The sequence below is a fragment of the Lysinibacillus sphaericus genome (assembly GCF_006864135.1).
Classification (GTDB): Bacteria; Bacillota; Bacilli; order Bacillales_A; family Planococcaceae; genus Lysinibacillus.
This window is the reverse complement of the sequence record NZ_SADV01000016.1, coordinates 71,420-94,160: the sequence shown is the minus strand read 5'-3', so window position 1 is coordinate 94,160 and position 22,741 is coordinate 71,420. Positions and strand designations below refer to the sequence as shown.

Annotated in this window: 24 protein-coding genes; 20 read left to right on the top strand and 4 right to left on the bottom strand. The window is 37.0% G+C overall.

Annotated elements, in window-relative coordinates; translation table 11 throughout:
- Nucleotides 1-452: 452 nt before the first annotated feature.
- The gene (locus tag C7Y47_RS25755; protein WP_255505233.1) at nt 453-1,184 is read right to left on the bottom strand and encodes a hypothetical protein; all 732 of its coding nucleotides are present in this window, start codon (nt 1,182-1,184) and stop codon (nt 453-455) included.
- A gap of 527 nt (nt 1,185-1,711) precedes the next feature.
- On the opposite strand from C7Y47_RS25755, the gene mtaB reads away from it, so the two are divergent.
- The 7 genes from mtaB to C7Y47_RS25015 all read left to right on the top strand — a co-directional run bounded on the left by mtaB (nt 1,712) and on the right by C7Y47_RS25015 (nt 6,729).
- Nucleotides 1,712-3,061, top strand: coding sequence for a tRNA (N(6)-L-threonylcarbamoyladenosine(37)-C(2))-methylthiotransferase MtaB (gene mtaB, locus C7Y47_RS17050; protein WP_142509874.1), 1,350 nt, complete (start codon nt 1,712-1,714; stop codon nt 3,059-3,061).
- A gap of 188 nt (nt 3,062-3,249) precedes the next feature.
- On the top strand, nt 3,250-3,921 hold the full coding sequence (gene deoC / locus C7Y47_RS17045) for a deoxyribose-phosphate aldolase (protein WP_142509873.1): 672 nt from the start codon (nt 3,250-3,252) through the stop codon (nt 3,919-3,921).
- A 671-nt stretch (nt 3,922-4,592) separates the two neighbouring features.
- Nucleotides 4,593-5,078, top strand: a complete 486-nt coding sequence (locus C7Y47_RS17040) for a DedA family protein (protein WP_142509872.1) — start codon at nt 4,593-4,595, stop codon at nt 5,076-5,078.
- Between the two features lie 195 nt (nt 5,079-5,273).
- Nucleotides 5,274-5,501, top strand: coding sequence for a spore coat associated protein CotJA (locus C7Y47_RS17035; RefSeq protein WP_142509871.1), 228 nt, complete (start codon nt 5,274-5,276; stop codon nt 5,499-5,501).
- On the top strand, nt 5,494-5,757 hold the full coding sequence (locus C7Y47_RS17030; RefSeq protein WP_134018446.1) for a spore coat protein CotJB: 264 nt from the start codon (nt 5,494-5,496) through the stop codon (nt 5,755-5,757). The genes C7Y47_RS17035 and C7Y47_RS17030 overlap by 8 nt, the downstream gene beginning before the upstream one ends.
- 119 nt (nt 5,758-5,876) lie before the next feature.
- Entirely contained in the window at nt 5,877-6,446 is a 570-nt protein-coding gene (locus C7Y47_RS17025) for a manganese catalase family protein (protein WP_142509870.1), read from the top strand.
- 112 nt (nt 6,447-6,558) lie between these two features.
- Nucleotides 6,559-6,729: a hypothetical protein gene (locus tag C7Y47_RS25015; RefSeq protein ID WP_185903520.1), complete on the top strand. Its 171-nt coding sequence runs from the start codon at nt 6,559-6,561 to the stop codon at nt 6,727-6,729.
- Between the two features lie 71 nt (nt 6,730-6,800).
- Here C7Y47_RS25015 and C7Y47_RS17020 read toward each other — a convergent pair whose 3' ends face one another.
- Both C7Y47_RS17020 and C7Y47_RS17015 read right to left on the bottom strand, forming a co-directional pair.
- Nucleotides 6,801-7,457 carry a potassium channel family protein gene (locus tag C7Y47_RS17020; protein WP_142509869.1) on the bottom strand — a complete coding sequence of 219 codons (657 nt, stop codon included), beginning with the start codon at nt 7,455-7,457 and terminating at the stop codon, nt 6,801-6,803.
- A 25-nt stretch (nt 7,458-7,482) separates the two neighbouring features.
- Complete coding sequence (locus C7Y47_RS17015) at nt 7,483-8,820, bottom strand: TrkH family potassium uptake protein (protein WP_142509868.1); 1,338 nt, start codon at nt 8,818-8,820, stop codon at nt 7,483-7,485.
- Nucleotides 8,821-9,303: 483 nt separating this feature from the next.
- On the opposite strand from C7Y47_RS17015, the gene rpsU reads away from it, so the two are divergent.
- The 13 genes from rpsU (at nt 9,304) to recO (ending at nt 20,777) form a co-directional block, all read left to right on the top strand.
- The gene (gene rpsU, locus C7Y47_RS17010) at nt 9,304-9,477 is read left to right on the top strand and encodes a 30S ribosomal protein S21 (protein ID WP_004227078.1); all 174 of its coding nucleotides are present in this window, start codon (nt 9,304-9,306) and stop codon (nt 9,475-9,477) included.
- A gap of 311 nt (nt 9,478-9,788) precedes the next feature.
- Entirely contained in the window at nt 9,789-11,117 is a 1,329-nt protein-coding gene (locus C7Y47_RS17005) for an NfeD family protein (protein ID WP_142509867.1), read from the top strand.
- A 3-nt stretch (nt 11,118-11,120) separates the two neighbouring features.
- Nucleotides 11,121-12,125, top strand: coding sequence for a flotillin-like protein FloA (floA, locus tag C7Y47_RS17000; RefSeq protein ID WP_142509866.1), 1,005 nt, complete (start codon nt 11,121-11,123; stop codon nt 12,123-12,125).
- A gap of 26 nt (nt 12,126-12,151) precedes the next feature.
- On the top strand, nt 12,152-12,634 hold the full coding sequence (locus C7Y47_RS16995) for a hypothetical protein (RefSeq protein WP_142509865.1): 483 nt from the start codon (nt 12,152-12,154) through the stop codon (nt 12,632-12,634).
- 54 nt (nt 12,635-12,688) lie between these two features.
- Nucleotides 12,689-12,949, top strand: a complete 261-nt coding sequence (locus tag C7Y47_RS16990; protein WP_049663771.1) for a hypothetical protein — start codon at nt 12,689-12,691, stop codon at nt 12,947-12,949.
- Complete coding sequence (locus C7Y47_RS16985) at nt 12,939-14,057, top strand: sporulation protein YqfD (RefSeq protein WP_142509864.1); 1,119 nt, start codon at nt 12,939-12,941, stop codon at nt 14,055-14,057. The genes C7Y47_RS16990 and C7Y47_RS16985 overlap by 11 nt, the downstream gene beginning before the upstream one ends.
- 2 nt (nt 14,058-14,059) lie before the next feature.
- A complete protein-coding gene (locus tag C7Y47_RS16980; RefSeq protein ID WP_142509863.1) occupies nt 14,060-15,016 on the top strand; it encodes a PhoH family protein in 957 nt (318 codons plus the stop codon).
- Between the two features lie 199 nt (nt 15,017-15,215).
- Nucleotides 15,216-17,339, top strand: a complete 2,124-nt coding sequence (locus C7Y47_RS16975; protein ID WP_142509862.1) for an HD family phosphohydrolase — start codon at nt 15,216-15,218, stop codon at nt 17,337-17,339.
- 8 nt (nt 17,340-17,347) lie between these two features.
- On the top strand, nt 17,348-17,821 hold the full coding sequence (ybeY, locus tag C7Y47_RS16970; protein WP_142509861.1) for an rRNA maturation RNase YbeY: 474 nt from the start codon (nt 17,348-17,350) through the stop codon (nt 17,819-17,821).
- Entirely contained in the window at nt 17,822-18,172 is a 351-nt protein-coding gene (locus tag C7Y47_RS16965; RefSeq protein WP_142509860.1) for a diacylglycerol kinase family protein, read from the top strand. It begins immediately after the preceding gene.
- 106 nt (nt 18,173-18,278) lie between these two features.
- Nucleotides 18,279-18,692, top strand: a complete 414-nt coding sequence (locus tag C7Y47_RS16960; RefSeq protein ID WP_142509859.1) for a cytidine deaminase — start codon at nt 18,279-18,281, stop codon at nt 18,690-18,692.
- On the top strand, nt 18,679-19,596 hold the full coding sequence (gene era, locus C7Y47_RS16955) for a GTPase Era (protein WP_132356820.1): 918 nt from the start codon (nt 18,679-18,681) through the stop codon (nt 19,594-19,596). Before C7Y47_RS16960 ends, era begins: the two co-directional genes overlap by 14 nt.
- A gap of 386 nt (nt 19,597-19,982) precedes the next feature.
- On the top strand, nt 19,983-20,777 hold the full coding sequence (gene recO / locus C7Y47_RS16950) for a DNA repair protein RecO (protein WP_142509858.1): 795 nt from the start codon (nt 19,983-19,985) through the stop codon (nt 20,775-20,777).
- A gap of 40 nt (nt 20,778-20,817) precedes the next feature.
- Here the strand turns inward: recO and C7Y47_RS16945 are convergent, their stop codons facing one another.
- On the bottom strand, nt 20,818-22,239 hold the full coding sequence (locus C7Y47_RS16945) for an S-layer homology domain-containing protein (protein ID WP_142509857.1): 1,422 nt from the start codon (nt 22,237-22,239) through the stop codon (nt 20,818-20,820).
- Between the last annotated feature and the right edge of the window lie 502 nt (nt 22,240-22,741).

The following is a 22,741-nucleotide window of genomic DNA, read 5'->3' as shown; positions in this document are numbered from 1 at the left end:
GATTCCTCCGTTTGAATGTTGGTGTGGTAACTACATTCTACACGAGGTCGTTATGGGCTTCCTTTATATTGACTTCTAGGTGTTGCACTTAATATTACAATCCGTCATTCAAAAAAATAAGCTTAGCCAAAAAGCTAGGCTCATTATATTTATTTGTGCTATTATAAGACACGTTAATAATTTTATTTATTGTAGTGTACTCTTGAAAGGATGATATATATTATGAGTAACGAGCGACCGAAAATCGTGAGTTTCCATACTCTAGGTTGACCATTTCTCAAATGAGAAAGCCGATTCAAGTAAAACTTGGATCGGCTAATCTATTTTATACAGATATTCACAGCCATGGTGTTAAGCAAGGTATAGAATCGATTGTTGGTTTCTATTTGTTTATTTATAAAAATCCCCTCCTAAATATATGGAGGGGAAGATAATTAATATTTATTTAATTGTTAGTGAATAAGGCATACCATAGCTTGAGCGCCTAAACAACTAGCGCAAGCTACTATACCTACAATATTTCCGCCAAATATTACAGAGAGACAAGCAGCGGAACATAATTCTTTCGTAAGTTCAGGAGCATTTTTCCAAGCATTTTTTAAACAATCCCAAGTATCGCTCCAATAACCTGCTTGACCACTATCAGTTGGAGATACTTCGTTATATATTTTTCTGTCAATAACTTCATTTGTGCCTACATCAAGAGTCATGCCAACCACTTTTTCATCATTTAATGTTGAGTAGGTAACTTCAATTTCATTATTTTCGATATCAAGAACTGATTTCATAATAATAAAATCATCACTAATTTCACCAGTTGTTTTATCATAAGCAGTTAATAAACGAATATCAAAGTTTTCATTGTTCTGCTTATGGGGAATCATTAAACCATCTTTATCCTTGCCGAAATCCATGAACTCAATATTTTTCCAATCGAAATCATCTTTATTGTACTCACTATGATTAAAATTCTCCGCTATATCTAAATCTTCTTTTACATCGTTTATTACTAAATTATTTTTTAAAAAACCTGCTTGTTCCATTTGTAAAGGTAATTTTTGTGAACAGCTATTACAATCATTGTTCTCACCTTTTTCTTTAGCAATAGCTCGATCTAAATTTACAGATAGGGGTTGCAATGCTAAAAACATAACCATTACCAAAAATATCAACTTTTTCTTCATGTACAATTCCTCCTGAATCTTAAATTTATTTTTTGAAAAACTTGTACCACGGAACACCAATGAAAAAAACGACAATTAAAAGATAAAGAAAATCATGAGATTGTATCCCATCTGAAAAAAGTATTAGTAATACGGCTATAAACGCCAATATTCTAATTAAGATAGTTTTTTTCATTAAAGACCCCCCATTCTTTTACAAAATATTACGAATGGTTTTTTTAAAAAATGGAATTACCATCCATTGAAAATATTACCATTTTCTATATACAATTTCCATCTATTTATAAAAAAATAGGTTATGCAAGTAATATTTGAGATTTGGAGAGATGAAAGAAAGGCACTCATTTTTTAACAATGAGTGCCTTTCTCCATGAATAGAACCTGGTAGTCACAAAAAAGTATCTTAAAAGTACTGATTTCAAAAGGTTTGTGTTATTATAGTTCACGTATCTAAATTATGGACATCAAATAATAATTAAAAGTTAAGAAACAAAATGTAATGCAATCTTGAAAGGATGAAATATATTATGAGTGAAACGCTTCCTAAAACCCTAGCTCTATATACATTAGGTTGTAAAGTGAATCATTATGAAACAGAAGCGATTTGGCAGCTATTTAAAGAAGAAGGCTATGAACGTACGGAGTTTGATCGTCAAGCAGACGTTTATGTCATTAATACATGTACAGTCACAAATACAGGGGATAAAAAATCACGTCAAGTTATCCGTCGAGCAATTCGTCAAAACCCAGACGCTGTCATTTGTGTAACGGGATGTTACGCTCAAACATCTCCAGCTGAAATTATGGCGATTCCTGGTGTTGACATTGTTGTAGGTACACAGGATCGTACAAAATTAATTGGCTACATAGACCAATATCTTACTGAACGCCAACCAATTAATGCTGTACGCAACATTATGAAAAATCGTGTTTATGAGGAATTAGATGTGCCAGCATTTACAGACCGTACACGTGCATCTTTAAAAATCCAAGAAGGCTGTAATAATTTCTGTACGTTTTGTATTATTCCATGGGCACGTGGGTTAATGCGTTCTCGAGATCCTCAAGAAGTATTGAACCAAGCTCAACAATTAGTGGATGCAGGGTATCTTGAAATTGTTCTAACTGGTATTCATACAGGTGGCTATGGACAAGACTTAAAAGATTACAATTTAGCTCAGCTACTACGTGATTTAGAGGCAAATGTGAAAGGCTTAAAACGTCTTCGAATTTCTTCGATTGAGGCAAGTCAATTAACAGATGAAGTGATTGAAGTTTTACGCGAATCAAAAATTGTTGTTAATCACTTACACATTCCAATCCAATCTGGCTCTGATACAGTTTTAAAACGTATGCGTCGTAAGTATACAATGGAGTTCTTCGGTGAACGCTTAACTAAACTACATGAAGCTTTACCAGACTTAGCTGTCACTTCTGACGTAATCGTAGGTTTCCCAGGAGAAACAGAGGAAGAGTTCATGGAAACATATAACTTTATACGTGATCATAAGTTTTCTGAATTACACGTATTCCCGTTTTCTCCACGTACAGGTACACCAGCAGCGCGTATGGAGGATCAAATTGACGAGGACATTAAAAACGAACGTGTTCACCGATTAATCGCATTAAATGACCAATTAGCAAAGGAATATGCTTCTCGCTTTGAAGATCGAGTACTAGAAGTAATTCCTGAAGAATTCGTGCATGATGGAAGCGATGAAGAAGGGCTTTTAACGGGCTACACAGATAATTACTTAAAAGTAGTCTTTGAAGGTCCTGAAAGCCTAATCGGTCAGCTTGTAAAGGTGAAAATTATTCAAGCTGGATATCCACATTCTAAAGGACAATTTGTTCGTGTTTTAGAAACTGTAAAATAAAAATAGTGTAACTATGAAGAGAAACACCGTTCGAACTTTGGACGGTGTTTTACTTTTTTGATTAAAGAGATGGCGTATTTATCTTATAGAAATCCCTTGCTATAAAAGAGATTAGACGGAAACGTTAAAAAATGTTATGATGCCAAAGAGGTACGTACAACTTGTTGGTAGAGGAGAGTTTATTAAAAATGGAACAAAATTTTGCGCGTATGATTGATCACACATTATTAAAGGCTGAAGCAACAAAAGAGCAAATCGAAAAAATATGTGCGGAGGCAAAACAATTTAACTTTGCTTCTGTTTGTGTAAATCCAACTTGGGTAAATTATAGCAGCGAGCTTTTACAAGGCTCAGAGGTCTTAGTTTGTACTGTAATTGGCTTCCCTTTAGGTGCTAACACGCCAGCTGTTAAAGCATTCGAGGCGAAAGATGCGATTGCTAACGGTGCTAAAGAGGTAGACATGGTTATCAATATCGGTGCGTTAAAGGATAAAAACTATGACCTTGTGCAAGCGGATATTGCTGCAGTTGTTGAAGCGGTGAAAGGCAATGCACTTGTTAAAGTAATTATTGAATCTTGCCTTTTAACGGACGAAGAAAAAGTAAAAGCATGTGAGTTAGCTGTGGCAGCAGGTGCTGATTATGTGAAAACATCAACTGGTTTTTCTACTGGAGGCGCAACAGCAGAAGATATTGCATTAATGCGTAAAACAGTAGGCCCAGATTTAGGTGTAAAAGCCTCTGGCGGTGTCAGAAGCTTAGAGGATATGAAAAAGATGATTGAGGCTGGAGCAACTCGTATCGGAGCAAGCTCTGGTGTTGCTATTATGAACGGATTAATTGCAGATTCTAATTATTAATAGTAATGAAAATCCTTCTATAGTAAGGGATACGGGGCTGTTCATTATGGACTAGCCCCCTATACATTTAGAATTTAAAAACCCAATTAACCCCCACGTTTAAAATCCTTCAACAATTTATAACAAATATTTAATCAATCGATCTATTGTCATTATTTCATCCACATCCCCCCTCTTTTTAACTTATAGTAGATGATGTATTATTGAGAGTAATTGCAAAAATGTATAGGAAGGAATATGATAAATTTTAGGTTTTACAATAAAGTTTTTATATTGTTATTGGACTGATAAATTTTTTCTCTATAAGAACATTGTATAGATACGAACCGACTTCTTACATAACTTAGTAACATCGATAACATAAAGTATCGTAAAATGAACGGGTCAATCATTCGTTAATTACTATATTTTCGTCTGAGTTGCCTCTCAAATTTTTAACTTCTTTCAACAAATGTTTTGGCAGCGAAAGCGAACATCAGCTACAAAAGTCTCCCACCTCTATAGGTGATGAGATAATGTGGAATTTAGTTACTTTTCAGCGGGTGTACAAACATTTGCTATTATGCCAAGGTATAATTGATTAATCATCCCGGTGTTTTAATAAGCAAAAATGGGGTAATATAGATATTTGATAAAAGTAACGAATTGTATTAAAAAAGGAGAAACTATCTGTGGAATTCATAAGCAGTTTTATAAGTCAATATGGATATATTGCTATATTTTTACTTTTATCTTTAGGGATAATTGGCTTACCTGTCCCAGATGAAATCTTGATGACGTTTGTGGGATTTATGTGTCAAGAGGGGCATTTAAACTATCTATTGAGTATACTTTTAAGTTTTCTAGGCTCATCTACTGGTATGATCATTAGCTATTTAATTGGTAATAAATTAGGGAAACCTATACTATTAAAATATGGGAAATGGATTGGTCTCAATAATAAACGGTTCGTTAAAGTTGAACGATGGTTTCATCGTTTTGGACCATGGACAATAATTATCGGATATTATGTTCCAGGTATTAGACATGTTACAAGTTACATGTCTGGAATAACTCAGATGAACTTTAGGACTTATCTTGCTTTCGCTTGTTTTGGAGCTTTGACATGGGTCATTATTTTTATTTCTATAGGATATTTTCTTGGTATAACTATATAAAAATGCATAATAATAGGTACAAAAAACAGCTTGCGTTTTTCGAAATGCGAGCTACTTTTGTGTTCTTTGTACGCGAGTGATTACCAATCTTGTTTTGTGATGTGACTTCCTCAAGATCAAAACACTACTTTGAATAAAAATTTCATCTACCTCATATACTCCACTGATGTAATTGATTACAGAAGGGAGGATACAATGTTCACTCAATATAAATATTGGAAGCCTTTTATTAGCCCATTCGATCCATGTCCACCTATAAGGGTTAAAAGTTTTGCTACACCACCCCAATTGTATATGAGTTTTCAACCGCCTGGGCTACCACAATATCAAACCCCTCAAGAAGCTCTTAGATCCGGCACATTATGGCCGCAATTATTTAGCCCCTATCCAAATCCCCAAAAAGGAGGGATGAAGAATGAGTAAAGAGATGCCACCAGAATTTTATAAGCTACTTGAAGAAATACAAGCAATTGATTTTGTAATAGTGGAATTAAATCTTTATTTAGATACTCATCCTCACGATTATGATGCTATCCAGCAATTTAATGAAAACACTGAAATAAGCATGCGACTTAAGGTTGAATTTGAGCAAAAATTTGGTCCGCTTATGAATTTTGGGAGAAGTTATTCAAATTATCCTTTTAATTGGGTAGATACACCTTGGCCATGGCAAGTTTAACTTTATCAGCAAATGTTTTGGTAGCGAAAGCGAAACGGCAGCTACAAATGTTTTGGTAGCGTTCCGAATGCAATTTATGCCTAGGTATAATTGATTATGAGTAACTAGGAGGAATTTTTTTGTGGTATTACGAAAAGAAGCTCCAGTATCCAGTAAGGGTGAGTACATGTAACCCAATGCTAGCTAAGTATTTAATTGAGCAGTATGGTGGTGCGGATGGAGAATTAGCAGCGGCACTTCGATATATGAATCAGCGCTATACTATTCCTGATAAAGTGGTTGGTTTGTTGACAGATATAGCTACAGAGGAATTTTCTCACTTAGAAATGATTGCCACGATGGTTTATAAACTTACGAAGGATGCCACTCCAGAGATGCTGAAAGAGGCAGGTCTTGGAGAACATTATGTCAATCATGACAGAGCATTATTTTATCAGAATGCAGCTGGATCACCGTTTACGGCAACTTATATTCAGGCTAAAGGGGATCCGATTGCTGATTTGTACGAGGATATTGCAGCTGAAGAAAAGGCACGTGCGACATATCAGTGGATTATTGATTTATCAGATGACACAGACTTGAATGATAGCTTGAAATTTTTACGCGAACGAGAAATCGTCCATTCTCTACGTTTCAGAGAGGCGGTAGAGATTTTAAAAGACGATAGGGATAGCAAGAAAGTCTTTTAATTGCCTTGATCCATTATTTTCTGTAAACGACAGCAAATCGATAGGTACAAGTGTTAGTTTCTTTTCAGTGGAAGTTCAAACCGCTGCTGACATAGGAGAACTCAGTCTAAGAATGCCACGTCCTGTGGAAAAAAATCGTGCAGGGCTAAGCACAATGTCCACTGTAGACGCATTGTTTATCAAGGTGACAGCGGCAAATGTTTACTGCGCGAAAGCAAGGCGACAGCGGCAAATGTTTACTGCGCGAAAGCAAGGCGACAGCGGCAATTATGCCGAAGCATAATTGATAAAATAGCAGGCTGTTTCAGGGGGAAATCACCTTTTGACGCAGCCTCTTTTAATTTATGCTTTTTTCTATTCAATATTTGAAAATATAGTGAGATCCTTTCTATGCCCAATCATAACTAATATATCTTTTTCCTTAATAATTTCATCTGGAGAGGGTGAAATGGTAATATTACCGTCTCGAACTATGGCGATAACACTGACATTATATTTAGCTCGAATGTCTAAATCCCGTAAATTATGGCCAGCCATTTTAGAAGGAATCATAATTTCCTCTATACTGTATTCTTTTGACAATTCAATGTAATTTAGCATATTCGGTGAAAGTAGCTGATTGGCTACACGTTCCCCCATATCTCTCTCAGGGTAAATAACCCATTCAGCACCTACCTTATCTAAAACTTGTCCATGTCTTTTTCCAAGAGCCTTTGCAATTATTTTTTTGATACCTAGCTCTTTTAATAAGGAAACAGTTAAAATACTTGATTGCATATCAATACCTATAGCAACAATGACACAATCGAAATTTCTTATCCCAATGGAGTTAAGAGCTTTTTCTTCTGTCGTATCGGCAACTACTGCATGTGTAACATATTGTTCGGCATCTTCAACTCTTTCCTCGTTAATATCGATTCCTAAAACTTCGTGCCCAGCTTCATACAACTTGCGTGCTACGCTAACTCCAAACCTACCAAGACCTATTACAGCATATTGTTTGATAGACATTGTACACATCGCTCCTTTATCATCGTTATCCAATCATAATATTTCCTTTTGGATGATGGAAAGCCTCTTTTTTCCGTCGATTTGTAATGGCAAAAGCAATTGTTAAAGGGCCTAATCTTCCGATAAACATCGTTAATATGATAAGAAGACGGCCACCAATTGATAGCTCGGGCGTTAGCCCCATTGAAAGTCCAGCTGTTCCAAATGCAGAAGTAGCCTCAAATAAATACATCATAAAACTATGACGTTGTTCAATGATACTTAAGACTATGGTAACAAGTACGACAATCATCATCCCACACATTGTGACTGTTAAAGCTTTTAAAATTGTTTCATGAACGATCCTACGTCTAAAAAGCACAACATCTTCTTGCCCTTTTAATTGAGACCACATCGTAGCAACTAAAACAGCAAAAGTCGTTATTTTAATACCACCAGCCGTTGATCCAGAACCGCCTCCGATGAACATTAGCCAAATGATTAAAAATAATGTTGAATGTGTTAAATCACTAATAGGAAGGGTATTAGAGCCAGCTGTTCTTGGTGTAACCGCTTGGTATAATGAACCAAGAATTTTGCCCCATCCAGATAGTTGCCCAAGGGTTTTACTATTTCCGTATTCAAATAAGAAAATTAAAAGTGTCGAGCCGACTGTTAAAATAAGCGTTGTCGTTAATACAATTTTTGTGTGCACTGAAAGTCGTTTCGTTTCACGGTATTCATATAGTTCATTTATAACAATAAACCCTAAGCCTCCAATCGTAATAAGTGCACAAATAGTTATTACTACGAATGGATCGTCTACGTACTCTGTTAAGCTCTTAAACCCACCCATTAAATCAAATCCTGCATTATTAAAATTCGATATGGCATGGAAAAATCCGAAATAAATGGCCTTACCTACTGGCATATCGAACGAAAAACGAATAGATAAAATGATACCACCTATAAATTCAATCAGTGCGGTAAATAACAGTATCCTTTTAACTAATTTAACTAGACCAGCAATTGAAATATTATTAAATGCTTCCTTTAACAAAAGCCTTTCTTTTAAAGAAATTTTTTTCCCCAATAGCAAAAATAATAACGTCGCGAACGTCATAAAGCCCAATCCGCCAATTTGGATAAGAAACAGAATAACTAATTCCCCAAATATCGAAAATGTATCACCGGTATCTACAACAACGAGTCCTGTTACACAGGTAGCAGAGGTCGCAGTAAATAAAGCATCTAAAAATGAAAGACCTTTACCATCGACCGTTGCAACGGGGAGCATTAACAAAAATGTTCCGATTGAAATGATGACGGCGAAGCCTAGCACAAGTATTTTTGGAGGATTTAATTTATTTTTAAATGTTTTCATGTTTATCTCCTCATTAAACCTTTCATTTAACTTCTTTCAGCAGGCGTCCAAACACCCGCTGAAATAGAACGCCACGCCCTGTGGCAATTTATCTACAAGTTGCTACCGCTGGGTTAGCACATTGCTTTCACGCAAAAACATCTGTAGCTGTCGCTTTGCTTTCGCTACAAAAACATCTGTAGCTGTCGCTTTGCTTTCGCTACACAAACATTTGCCGTTACGCTTTCGCGCACATCTGCAGGTCTAAGCTCAAAGCTAATTCCGGACGCAATTATGACGAGATATAATTGATCACTTTGTATGTTTATGGTGTCCAAAAGCAAGCTGAAAATTCTTAAGGTAATAAAACCAAAAATTCATCGGATTAATTCGTACACTTTCTATTGACCATTTTTAGACAATACGTTATAATTCTTTAGTACACAGCAAATGGTTATTTGCCTATTTGTGTATTGACGTGTGTTCGGAGGGAGGGAAAGAGAGATGTCAAAAACTGTCGTTCGCAAAAACGAATCGCTTGAAGATGCTCTTCGCCGCTTCAAACGTACTGTATCAAAAAGTGGTACAATTCAAGAAGTTAGAAAGCGCGAGTTCTACGAAAAACCTAGCGTAAAACGTAAAAAGAAATCAGAAGCTGCACGTAAACGTAAGTGGTAATTTAATTTCCCATTAAAAATCCCTACGTTCATAACACGCAATTGTATGATTCACTGAGCAGAAAAAGATATACCTGAAATTAATCGCATGTCGGTTAATTTCAGGTATTTTACTTTAAGCACTCAAATTTACGTACATATTGAAGAAGCCGAATGTGATCCCTGAGATTCATTCGGCTTTTATGTTATATTCTGATTGTATAAACGTAAATTAATAATTCACGGTATAATAAAATTATTAGGATTTTTGAAACTTTTCGGTTAGTCAGTCGTATATACAGGAGAGAAGCATGTTAGAAGGGAGGGAAAAAGATGCGGAGACGAAGAATCCTTAGTTATTTAATAGTTATTTGGATGACATTTTTGTTAGCGTTTCCATTAACGTCGGCTTTTGCAAGTAGTAAGGTCTACCACATACCTATTCATAATGAAGTAGAACGAGGACTTCACGCATTTTTAGAACGAGCTTTTAAAGAGGCGGAAGAAAACTATGCAGAGGCGATTATTTTAGATATTCATACGCCTGGCGGTTTCGTGAATGCAGCAGGTGATATTGCTATGCTAATGGATGCAACGGATATACGTACGATTGCGTATATTAACAAAGACGCGCATTCTGCAGGTGCTTTTTTAGCCTTACATGCGGATGAAATCTATATGGTACCAAATGGAACGATCGGGGCGGCTGCAGTAATTGATTCAGCAGGAAATGCAGCAGACTTAAAAGCTCATAGTGCATGGGTTGCTCAAATGGAGGCAGCTGCAGAATCGAAAGGTCGCGAACCAAAATATGCACGAGCAATGGCTGATGTATCTGTTGATTTACCAAAATTTCGAGCGGGAGAAGGGAATTTATTAACTTTATCGGCTTCGGAGGCAAAAGAAGTTGGATATTCAAATGGAACTGTTTCGAATTTCCAGGAACTTTTAAAAGAAGCGCAATTAAATGGGAGTGATATCGTTCCAGTTGAACCTACGTTTGCTGAAAAACTTGCTCGTTTTATTACGAATCCGATTATAGTTCCGATTTTATTGTCGATTGCAAGCTTGGGACTTGTAGTTGAGCTTTATTCGCCAGGTTTTGGTGTTCCAGGTATAATGGGATTGTCAGCACTTGGATTATTTTTCTTCGGTCATATGGTGGCGGGTTTGGCAGGTTATGAGACATTGCTTTTGTTTATTGTAGGCTTAGCGCTTATTATAGCCGAGTTTTTTGTCCCCGGAGGTATTGTTGGTATTTTAGGTGGTGCGCTAATATTACTAAGTCTAATACTGGCAGGTGCAAACATGATGCAAATGATTATAGCGATTTTCATTGCGCTTGTTGTAGCGATAATAGGAATGGTGATCCTGATGAAATTTTTTGGTAAAAAATTGCATGTTTTAAACAAGCTAGTCTTGATGGATGCGACAACAACGGAAGAGGGCTATGTCTCTAACGTGAATCGCACAGAGCTGCTTGGAAAAGTGGGTAAAGTGATTACACCACTTCGTCCGGCGGGTACAATGTTATTTGGAAGTGAACGCATTGACGTAGTATCGGAAGGTGGCTATGTTGATGTTGAGAAACATGTAGAAGTTATTAAAGTAGAGGGCTCACGTATTGTTGTGAGACAAACAGAAAAAGAGATGGAGGAATAACAAATGGGTATTGATTTTGCTTTAATAGGTCCAATTGCGGGGCTAGTCTTATTATTCATTGTTCTCGCGGTATTCTTTACCTTTGTACCAGTGGCGCTGTGGATTTCCGCACTTGCTGCAGGTGTCCGCGTTAGTATTTTCACATTAATCGGTATGCGATTACGTCGTGTAATTCCATCACGAATTGTAAACCCATTAATTAAAGCACATAAAGCAGGTTTACCTGTGACGATTAATCAATTAGAAAGTCACTATTTAGCAGGTGGTAATGTTGACCGTGTAGTAAATGCGTTAATCGCAGCCCATCGTGCAAATATCGAGTTAACATTTGAACGTTGTGCGGCAATTGATTTAGCGGGGCGTGATGTATTAGAAGCTGTACAAATGTCTGTTAACCCGAAAGTCATTGAAACACCATTTATTGCGGGTGTTGCGATGAACGGGATCGAAGTAAAAGCGAAGGCACGTATTACAGTGCGCGCAAACATTGAACGTTTAGTCGGTGGTGCTGGTGAAGAAACGGTTATTGCCCGTGTAGGTGAGGGGATTGTTTCTACAATTGGTAGCGCCTCTAGTCATACGACAGTTCTTGAAAATCCTGATATGATTTCTCAAACTGTATTAGCAAAAGGCTTAGATTCTGGAACAGCATTTGAAATCTTATCGATCGATATTGCAGACGTTGATATCGGCAAAAATATTGGTGCTGAATTACAAATTGAACAAGCTCAGGCTGATAAAAACATCGCCCAAGCGAAAGCTGAAGAACGTCGTGCAATGGCTGTAGCGAACGAGCAAGAAATGATTGCACGCGTACAAGAGATGAAGGCAAAAGTTGTAGAAGCAGAAGCTGAAGTACCGCAGGCAATGGCCGAAGCTTTACGTTCGGGTAATCTTGGTATTATGGATTATATGAACTACCGCAACATTCAAGCAGATACAGCTATGAGAGACTCCATCTCTAAAGTAAGCTCAGATAAATCAGAAAAAAATGAACCTAACGAATAAAAAACGGAAAGGAGCAGTACTAATAAGTGGAACAATTAATTATATTTGTGATCATTGCCATAGTCAGCTCTATTTTCGGTAAAGCAAAAAAGAAAGAACAAACACCAATGCCTCCTTTTAATAAGGATTCACATGTTGATCCACCTGTTAAAGCAGAGATGACACCAGAGCAACGACCTGCTTCTAAATCCCAGAGCTTTGAGGATTTTGCACGTGAATTTTTAGGTGAATGGAAAAGTGAACAGCCTAAAGTGGAAGAGCCGAAAAAAATTGTCGAAGAAACAGTGAATAAGGACGTTCCAAGCTATGCGGCTCCACCGTTAATCCCGACTGACAAAGTGAGTCGTACTTCGAAGCGAGAAAGTATCGGTCGTTTAGCAGCTGGGAAAAAAGCAGTGGGAGTAGCTGAATCGCAATCTGCTTTTCCGTTACCAAAATCAAAAAAATCATTAATGCAGGCTGTTGTAATGGCAGAAGTTTTAGGTCCTCCAAAAGCAAAAAGAAAATAACTAGCATGTCCTCCTTTTTCGATGCATATATTGCCGAAGAAGGAGGCATTTTTTATGAGAAAACTATTTCAATTAACGCCACTACTTGAATTATTACAATATGATACATTAAAAATCATTGGCCCATATCGTTTTCTACATGCTGATGCTTCATCATGCTCTTTTATTTATGCAGACTATCATATTACTGTGCGTGGGAAATCAGTGGAAATTAATGCTCTTAAAGAAGAAATGCTTCATCTTTCTGTAGAGGATTTGCAGGAGCTTCATCTGAAAATGACAAAGGATATGGGTGTGAGCGATAATGTGGAATAATCGGCCAATTATCATACGTATAAAGCGCCATGAAAATGTTCATCCTTTTATTCAAGCATTGCATGCGCAACATGTGCCATTAAAGCGGATTGTCTTTCGTGAGCAAGAGGTTACTTTTGAAACAACGATGCATTATCTACCAAAGATACGCCGTGTACGTAGTCGATACCGACTTAAAGTGGCTATTTATTATGCAGATGAGCTTCAAGTTTTTCGAGCGCAGCTTTGGACTTTACTTGGTCTAACGTTGATGATGTTAATACCATTGCTATGTGCACAGGTTATTTGGCGTATTGATATTAAAGCGGCAACGCCTGAGTTAGAGGAACGTCTAGGAAAGACTTTTCAAGATACATTTCAGCTAGAAACACCCATTTCTAAAAAAGACTTACCCTCAGATGCTGTCATTCGTCAGAAGCTATTAGAAGGGCATCGAGATCTTTCGTGGGTGCATATTGAAAAGCATGGTGGACGTGTAACTTTACGGCCTCAGGAATCCCCGAAGCAAACTAAACAAACGAATGAGAAACTAGCGACGCATTTAGTGGCAACAAAAAGTGGTGTTATTACTAATTTTAATATTCAAAATGGTGAACGGAAAATTGCAGTTAACGATACTGCTTACGAAGGTGATGTTCTTGTAAGTGGCGTAATTGAAAGTGGCGAAGATCAAGTTTTTGTTGGGGCAAAGGGAGAGGTCTACGCTGATTATTGGCTCGAATGTTCTTTTAAAATTCCGACAAAGCTAACGATGGAAACGCTACAACAGAAGCAGTGGCGTGTATTAGTGAAAGGCATTCATCAAGAAAAAGAAAAAGTTGACTATGTGCAAAAGAAAGATATACCAAGCTGGCTCGATCAGTATGTGTCAATTGTTGAAGAGCAGTACACTAAAAAAGTGCAAGTGGAGCTTGATGAATCCAAAATAGATTCACTGCTCTTACCATTACTTCATGAAAAGGTAATACGTTCATTACCTGCGAAAACGGTTATCAAAAAAGAAAACCTTTTACAGGTAAAGTGGGGGAATGGTACAGTTGAAGGGAAAGTTCTATTTTTAGTCAATGAAAACATTGCCAGTCCAATACAAGGCCCACAAGGAGAATGATTATGTCAGAACATTTAACTGTATTACAAGTGGATAATCCAAACGAAGCGGTTATGCTACTCGGAATTTCCGATGCAAATATGAAGTTAATCGAAGAGGCACTACAAGTCCACATTATTACACGTGGTGAACAAATTCAGCTTGCTGGTGAAGAGGATGCAAAGGAACAAGCGACATTCCTTTTACATGCTCTTCTAAAGGTCATTCGTAAAGGAATTAATATTGATCAGCGTGATGTTGCAACTGCTATTGAAATGACACAAAAAGGAACGATTGAATATTTTGCAGAACTTTATGATGAAGAAATTGCACGCACGACGAAAGGAAAGCCTATTCGTGCAAAAACAATCGGTCAACGTGAATACATACAAGCAATCCGTCATAAAGACGTTGTTTTTGGTATCGGTCCAGCTGGTACTGGGAAAACGTATTTAGCGGTAGTCATGGCAACGCAGGCGCTAAAAAATGGGCACGTTAAGCGTATTATTTTAACACGCCCTGCAGTAGAAGCAGGAGAGTCTCTAGGCTTTCTTCCGGGGGATTTGAAGGAAAAGGTAGATCCTTATTTACGACCTCTTTATGACGCTTTAAACGATATTTACGGGACAGAACAAACGCAAAGACTTATTGAACGAGGTACAATCGAAATTGCACCTTTAGCGTATATGCGCGGCCGTACTTTAGACGATGCCTTTGTTATTTTAGATGAAGCTCAAAATACGACACATCAGCAAATGAAGATGTTTTTAACGCGACTAGGCTTTGGTTCAAAAATGGTCATTACCGGCGACAAAACACAAATTGACCTCCCGAAAAACACGGAATCTGGGTTAATCGTAGCAGAACGTACGCTAAAGTATGTAAAATCCATACATTTCCAAATTTTAGAACAAGGCGATGTTGTACGCCACCCAATCGTAGCAAAAATCATCAAAGCCTACGAAGAACAGCAACTTTAATAGGACCGCTAGCGGTCCTATTAAAGTCTGCACCGAAAGCGACTGATATAAAATTTAACAAGCATGAAAATACTTGGAAAATGGAAAAATTTGTGACAGCTATACAAATTGTATAGCTGTTTTTTTGCTTTCTTATACATTTTTCGGGAAAAATGTTTTTTGAATTGGTATGATAGTAGATAGATAGAGGAGGTGCCGGATGGAGAAACAATTAAAAAAATTTACAGAACTTATTGGCTTCCGCTACTTTTTAATTGTCGTTCTCATCTTAACAGGAGCCCTACAATTTGCTTTTATGTATGGCAATGTTAAAGGTGTTACATATGATTTTAAACCATTACAACTAGCGCCTGAAACAGTACGATCTACTAAAACGATAGAAGATACTTATAAAACACAACAGGAACGAGAAAAAGCAGCGAATGCGGTTGCGCCAGTCTATCAATTTTCTGCGGATGTTGCTAAGCAGCGAGCTGCGATTGTAACGTCTTTATTTGACTATGTTCTCGACGTAAAGGCGGATGTTGAGAGTAGCAAAGAACCTATTCCGATTGACGACCAAGTGACGAAGCTCCGCAAAAAGTTTGAATCCATAGATTCAGAGCAAATGCCAATTATCTTTACTGATTCACAGTTAGAAGGATTGTTAGTACAAAGTGAAGCAGATTTAAAAAGAACAAGTACGCAACTTTCAAAATCTGTGCAGGAATATTTGCAAAAATCTATTCGATCAGAAACTGTATTTGCGGGTCAAAATGATTTTGAGACAAAAATTCGTGGACAACGTGGCTATCCAGATAAAATATTTAATACGGTAGTTTTAATTGGACGGACGAGTATTATCGAAAACGAGACGGTAAACGAAGAACAAACGAAAATTCGAAAGGATCAAGCGAAGGAATCGGTTGAACCAACTCGAATTCTTCAAGGGCAAATCATCGTACAGGAAGGTCAAATTATTGATAATGAGGCATTTCGTCAATTAGAACTTCTAGGTATGGTGAGTAATAAGGCATCGTTGAAACCGATTGCAGGGCTGATTATATTAATACTTTTGGAAATGACGTTCATGTTTGTTTTATTTGAACGTTGGGATACAGATGAGCACAAGAAACGTAATGCCTTGTTGGTGACAGTAATTGTTTATGGTTTATCCATCTTGCTGATGAAATTTATAAGCCTAGTTTCTGGTGGCTTCGATGTTACGGTTGCCTTCCTTTTCCCAACAGCTTTGGCAACAATGCTTGTACGGCTATTAGTGAATGATCGTGCTGCAGTACTCATTACGGTTATGACAGCGGCGTCTGCGGGTGTTATTTTTCAAGAGGGCTATTCATCTGTTATGCAGATGGAAATTACACTGTATATAATTTTTGGAGGCTTTGCGAGCTTATTCTTTTTGGGGAGTATGGAAAAGCGTTCGCATATTCTACATGCTGTAGGTGTTATAGGGCTAGTAAATATGTCGTTTATCGCATTTTATTTATTAATGACACAATCTACTTACGGTTTGTCAGAGTTATTGTATTACTTTATAGCGGCATTGATATCAGCTCTATTATCAGGTGCTCTTACAATGGGTCTTTTACCATTCTTTGAATCAGCATTTAGTTTATTGTCGTCGTTGCGTTTAATTGAATTATCGAACCCAAACCATCCGTTGCTGAAAAAATTACTAATGGAGGCTCCAGGAACATATCATCATAGTGTAATGGTGGCGAACTTAGCGGAGGCAGCATGTGAGGAAATTGGAGCAGATGGATTACTGGCTCGTGTAGGATGCTATTATCATGATATTGGCAAAACGAAGCGTCCTGCCTTTTTCATCGAGAATCAAATGTCTGGTATTAACCCACATGATTCATTGCCCCCAGAAAAAAGCGCGGAAATTATAATCGCACATACAACTGACGGAGCTCAAATGCTAAAACGTTATAAGATGCCACAGGAAATTATCGATATTGCCTTGCAGCATCACGGATCTAGTCTGTTAAAGTTCTTCTACTTTAAAGCGAAGGAAGAAGGAAAATGTTTAGCTGATGATACAAAGTACAGATATCCAGGTCCGAAGCCACAAACGAAGGAAGCGGCAGTGATTAGCGTTGCAGATAGCGTTGAGGCAGCAGTTCGATCGATGAAGGAACCGAATGCAGAGAAAATTCAAAAGTTGGTACGCGCAATTATTGATGATCGAGTACAAGACAATCAATTTGATGAATGCGATATTTCAATAAAAGAGTTAAAATGTATAGAGCGAGTACTTTGTGAAACGTTGAATGGAATTTTCCACTCACGAATTGAATATCCAAAGGCAGATAAGTAGGAGGATCTATGATTTTAACAATTGATTTTACAGATGAAACAAATGAAGTGGCTGCTGAGCATATGGAGCTTGTTGAAAAGCTTTTGCAGCATGCTGCGAAAATAGAGAATATTGAGCCGGAAACAGAAGTGTCAGTAACGTTTGTTACAAATGATGCGATTCAAGAAATCAACCGAGAATATCGTGACAAGGATCAACCGACAGATGTTATTTCTTTTGCCTTGGAGGAGTTAGGTGAGGGAGAAATAGAAGTAACATTTGAAGGGATGCCCCGTGTGTTAGGAGATATTATTATTTCAACAGATCGTACAAAAGAACAAGCAGAAGAATATGGGCATACGTTTGAGCGAGAATTAGGCTTTTTAGCGGTTCACGGTTTCTTACATCTACTTGGCTATGATCATATGGTGCCAGAAGATGAAAAGGTAATGTTCGGTAAGCAGGATGAGATTTTACAATCTTTCGGCTTAGGACGAGAATAAATGAATGTTTGCAAATTCGTACGCTCTTTTGGGTATGCCTTTAAAGGTATCATTACAGCCTGTACCGAGCAAAATTTCAAGTCCCACTTGCTAAGTGCAGGAATAGTTTTGATTGCTGGCTATTTTACGGATTTATCACATATAGAATGGTATATAGTGTTGCTATTAATAGCACTAATGTTAGTACTCGAAATGGTTAATACTGCAATTGAACGAGTAGTGGATTTAGCTTCACCTAACATCCATCCGCTTGCTAAGCAGGCTAAAGATCTTGCAGCAGGCGCAGTACTTGTATTTGCGATATTCAGTGCTATAATCGGATTACTCATATTTATACCGAAATGGTTTTGATATTACAAAAAATTATTAATCGGTCATGAAGTAGTAACAGTTGTGCTGAAGAAATATGATTTATTCAATTACGCCAAGGCGAAATTGATTTGTAGAGGTGAACATAATGACAATTGATATGCATGCATTACTAGAAGAATCAAAAAAAGCGCGTGAAAAAGCTTATGTACCTTATTCAAAATTTAAAGTTGGCGCGGCGATTTTAACGAAAAATGGAGAGGTTATTCATGGTTGCAATATTGAAAATGCTGGCTATAGTATGACCAATTGTGCTGAACGTACAGCCTTTTTCAAAGCTGTGTCAGAAGGTATTTATGATTTTGAGGCGATCGCTATTGTAGCTGATACGGATGGGCCATGTGCGCCATGCGGGGCTTGTCGTCAAGTGATGATGGAATTTTGCAAACCATCTATGCCTGTATATTTAACAAACTTAAAAGGTGATGTCACGGTAACGTCTGTAGGCGAATTACTACCGTTTGCATTCACAACGGAGGATTTAGAGAATGCTGGAAAATAACAATGGCTATAAGTCGGGTTTTATCTCCATAATCGGTCGACCAAATGTAGGGAAATCAACATTTTTAAACCGTGTTATAGGTCAAAAAATTGCGATTATGAGTGATAAACCACAAACAACACGAAATAAAGTACAAGGTGTACTAACAACCAATGATAGCCAAATGATTTTTATAGATACACCAGGAATCCACAAGCCAAAACATAAGCTAGGGGATTTTATGTTAAAGGTTTCTAAAAATACTTTGCGTGAAGTGGATGTTATTATGTTCATGGTAAATGCAGAGCAGAAACTTGGGAAGGGTGACGAATTTATCCTTGAAATGTTGGCGGGTAATCCAACGCCTGTCTTCCTAGTAATTAATAAAATCGATCAAATTCATCCTGATGAATTAATGGGGATTATTGAAAGTTACAAAGAGCGTTATGACTTTGCTGAAATAGTTCCGATTTCCGCATTACAAGGGAATAATGTTGAAAATTTATTAGCAACATTAGCGAAGTATTTACCAGAAGGCCCACAATATTACCCAGCAGATCAAGTAACAGATCATCCTGAGCGTTTTATTATTTCAGAGTTAATTCGTGAAAAAGTGTTACATTTAACGCGTGAAGAAATACCCCATTCCATTGCTGTTGTTATTGATAAAATTCGCCGTGATGAAGAAAATGAAGATAAAATTCGTGTAGCAGCAACAATTATCGTGGAAAGGGATTCTCAAAAAGGGATTGTCATTGGTAAACGTGGAGCGCTATTAAAAGAAGTAGGGATACGTGCAAGAAAAGATATTGAAATGCTTCTTGGTTCAAAAGTATATTTAGAGCTTTGGGTAAAGGTACAAAAAGATTGGCGAAATAAATCAACACATTTACGTGACTTCGGTTTCCGTGATGATGAATATTAATAGGAAAAGCTGTTAAGTTCCAAAGCAACTTACCAACATTCCTGTTTGTCGCTGTAGTTTTAAATGGAGCTGTCCAATAATTATTGGAGAGCTCTATTTTCACTTCTTTCAGCAGGTTTTTTGTAGCGAAAGCAAAGCGTCAGCTACAGGTGTTTGGACACCGCTGAAATAGAGGAACTCAGGCTAAGAACGCCACATCTTGTGGCAATTTATCTGTGTGAAAGCGAAACGACTGTGCAACACATGACTGAGTGACCGACATCGTGTTGCTGTCGCTACGTTAGCACTGCGCTTTCGCACAAAAAACATTTGTTGGCCTAAAGCCTCCGGACGCAATTATGGCGAGGCATAATTGATTGCGAAGCTTGGAGAAAGGAGGAGGATCGATGCTTCATAAATGGGAAGGAATTGTCCTAAAGGTGCGTGCCTATGGAGAATCAAATAAAATTGTAACATTACTAACAAGAGAAGCAGGAAAGGTTGCAACAATGGCTCGAGGAGCGAAGAAGCCTTCCAGTAGGTTAGCATCTGTGACACAGCCATTTACGTATGGCATGTTTATGGTACAGCATCATACCGGTATGGGGACATTGCAACAAGGAGAGCATCTAAATTCAATGCGTCATATTCGTGAGGATATAATGGCAACGGCCTATGCAAGTTATATAATGGAACTTATCGAACGTGTAGTAGAAGAGGGGAAACCAGAGCCACTTGCATTTGATGTGCTCCTTCAAGCATTACAAGCAATTGAGGAAGGTTACGACCCGGAGGCCATTACATTGTTCGTTGAATGGAAAATGCTACCCTATACAGGTGTGCAGCCTATATTACATGCTTGTGCTACTTGTGGAGCAGTAGACGGTGAATTTGCATTTTCTTTTGTGCAGGGAGGTTTTTTGTGTCATCGTTGTTATCATCATGATCCTTATATCATTCGATTAACACCGACTCAGCTTAAGCTTATCCGAATGTTCTATACTGTACCGATTGACCAAATTGGGAAATTAGAATTAAAAAAGGAAACCAAATATTTTATTAAAAAAATAATTACAACCATTTACGAAGAACAAACAGGAATTCGTTTTAAGACTAAAAAATTTATTGAACAGCTTGAAAGAACGCCTGAATTTCAGTTAAGAACGAGTACTGATCAAGAAAAAACGCCAGAAGACCATTAATTATGATCTTCTGGCATTTTTCTTTTTACATTACAATATATTAATATTCTTCTGGATCTTCCATGAACTCGTAAGAAGCAACCCATTTATTAGCGATTTTTAGAAAATCAATATATAGATAAGCAGTTTCACCATTTTTACCTGTTATATGTAAAATAGATGTACCTTCTGCTAATGGTGTAACATTTACTTTCTTGTCCTTTATTGTCGCTTTCACAGCTGCTGGCTCAGAATTAAATTTTTCTAAGGCAACATGTGTTGGCTCGAACGATAGATCGCTACTTGAAAACGTTAACTCATCTGTAACTTGATACAAATCAATACTACGTACGAAATCATATGTATTGACATCAGCAGCCATTGTTTGTTGTTGAGTACCATTAGTGAAAGTAAGCATATATTGACCATTTTTAAAGATAGAAAGTGTAGCAGAATTATTCGTTGATTTAAAATTATATAATTCAGGAGATAAAGTTTGACCATCTGCAGTTTGAATACCTACCTTAGTAGGAACAAATTTTAAATTACTTTCCATTAAGTTGAGCGGTAAGTTTTCTGCATAATCCTCTTCTTTCACTTTTTGAAGCGTTGTTTGTAGCTTTCCGTTTACTTTCTTCACATTTACTAAGTAATAGACATCGATAAATTCTTCCGTATCTTCTTTAAAGCCCGTAATAACTAATTTTCCTGTGCCTTCTTTTAGCGGTTTAATTGTAATGGACTCTGTCATATAATCTTCTTCATCTTCAACCCATGTAAAGATATCCTCTGCAGGGTTAATGCCGCCATAAGAAGCAAAGATATAGTCTTGCTTAAATTGGCTAGCAAAAACTGTGACGTTGCCTTGAGCTTTTTCAGCACGTACAACAAAAAGTGCTAACTGGGAGCGTTTTACATTAGTTTGTGGTCCGAAGGTAGTAGGCGTTGTACCTATTGTAATGCTATTGGCAAAAAGTGTTTTTATATATGGTTCGTATTCGCTACCTTCGTTGACATCATCAAAAGGAATGTAAATGCCGTTTGTAATTGGTAATTTAAAACCTTTCACAATCATTTTTGACATTTGTCCACGTGTAATATTTTTAGTTGGATTGAAATAGCCATTGGTTCCGCTAATAATACCTGCATTTGCTAAAGCAGCAATCGCGCCATAATTTGCGTCGCCGGGTTTTATATCCTTAAAATTTGGATTTTTTACATGAACCGTATCTAGCTTTAAAATACCAGCTAAAATTTTCGCAGCTTGTGTACGAGTAATTGAATTCTCAGGTTTAAAAGTGCCATCGGGGTAGCCTGATATAATGCCACGTTGAGCTAAGTTAATAATAGCTTGACCTTCTTCAGATGACACATTTTTTACATCAGAGAATACCGATGCAGCATGTGCTGGGGGTGCAATGACAATAGCGCTTGTTGCTAGTGCTGATGCTATTGCGATGTGATAAAAACGATTGCTTTTCAAAAAAATTCCTCCAAAATACATAAAAAATTTTTATAGCTAGGACCATCCTGTTAAATAGGTTGGAATCTCCATAGATTGTTAAATTATTGTTATTTAACATTTAAGATTAACTATAATACTTTATTTATATCAAAATGATGAAGATGAGAATAGAGGGAATTATATGATGTTAAAAATTAACATGGATAAAATACTTGTTCATCAACGAGTAATGGCTATTATTTCCTTATCGACTGGGACGTATTTTATTGAATGGTATATAGGATTTTTGGGAGATGAGATAAAAGTTGGGTGAAGTATATAAAAATGATTTCAACGTTTCCTAATGTAAAATTTTCTGGAATGGTAATGTTTGTATAGTAATGTGAGATTTTTGCTAGACTATTAGGACAAAATGAGTAATTTTTTGTAATTTACAGAAAATATTATTTGTGATATAAATTTAACTATAAATTATAAAAATGCGCTTTTAGTTCTATTGTATAGGATTTTATATCTTTTT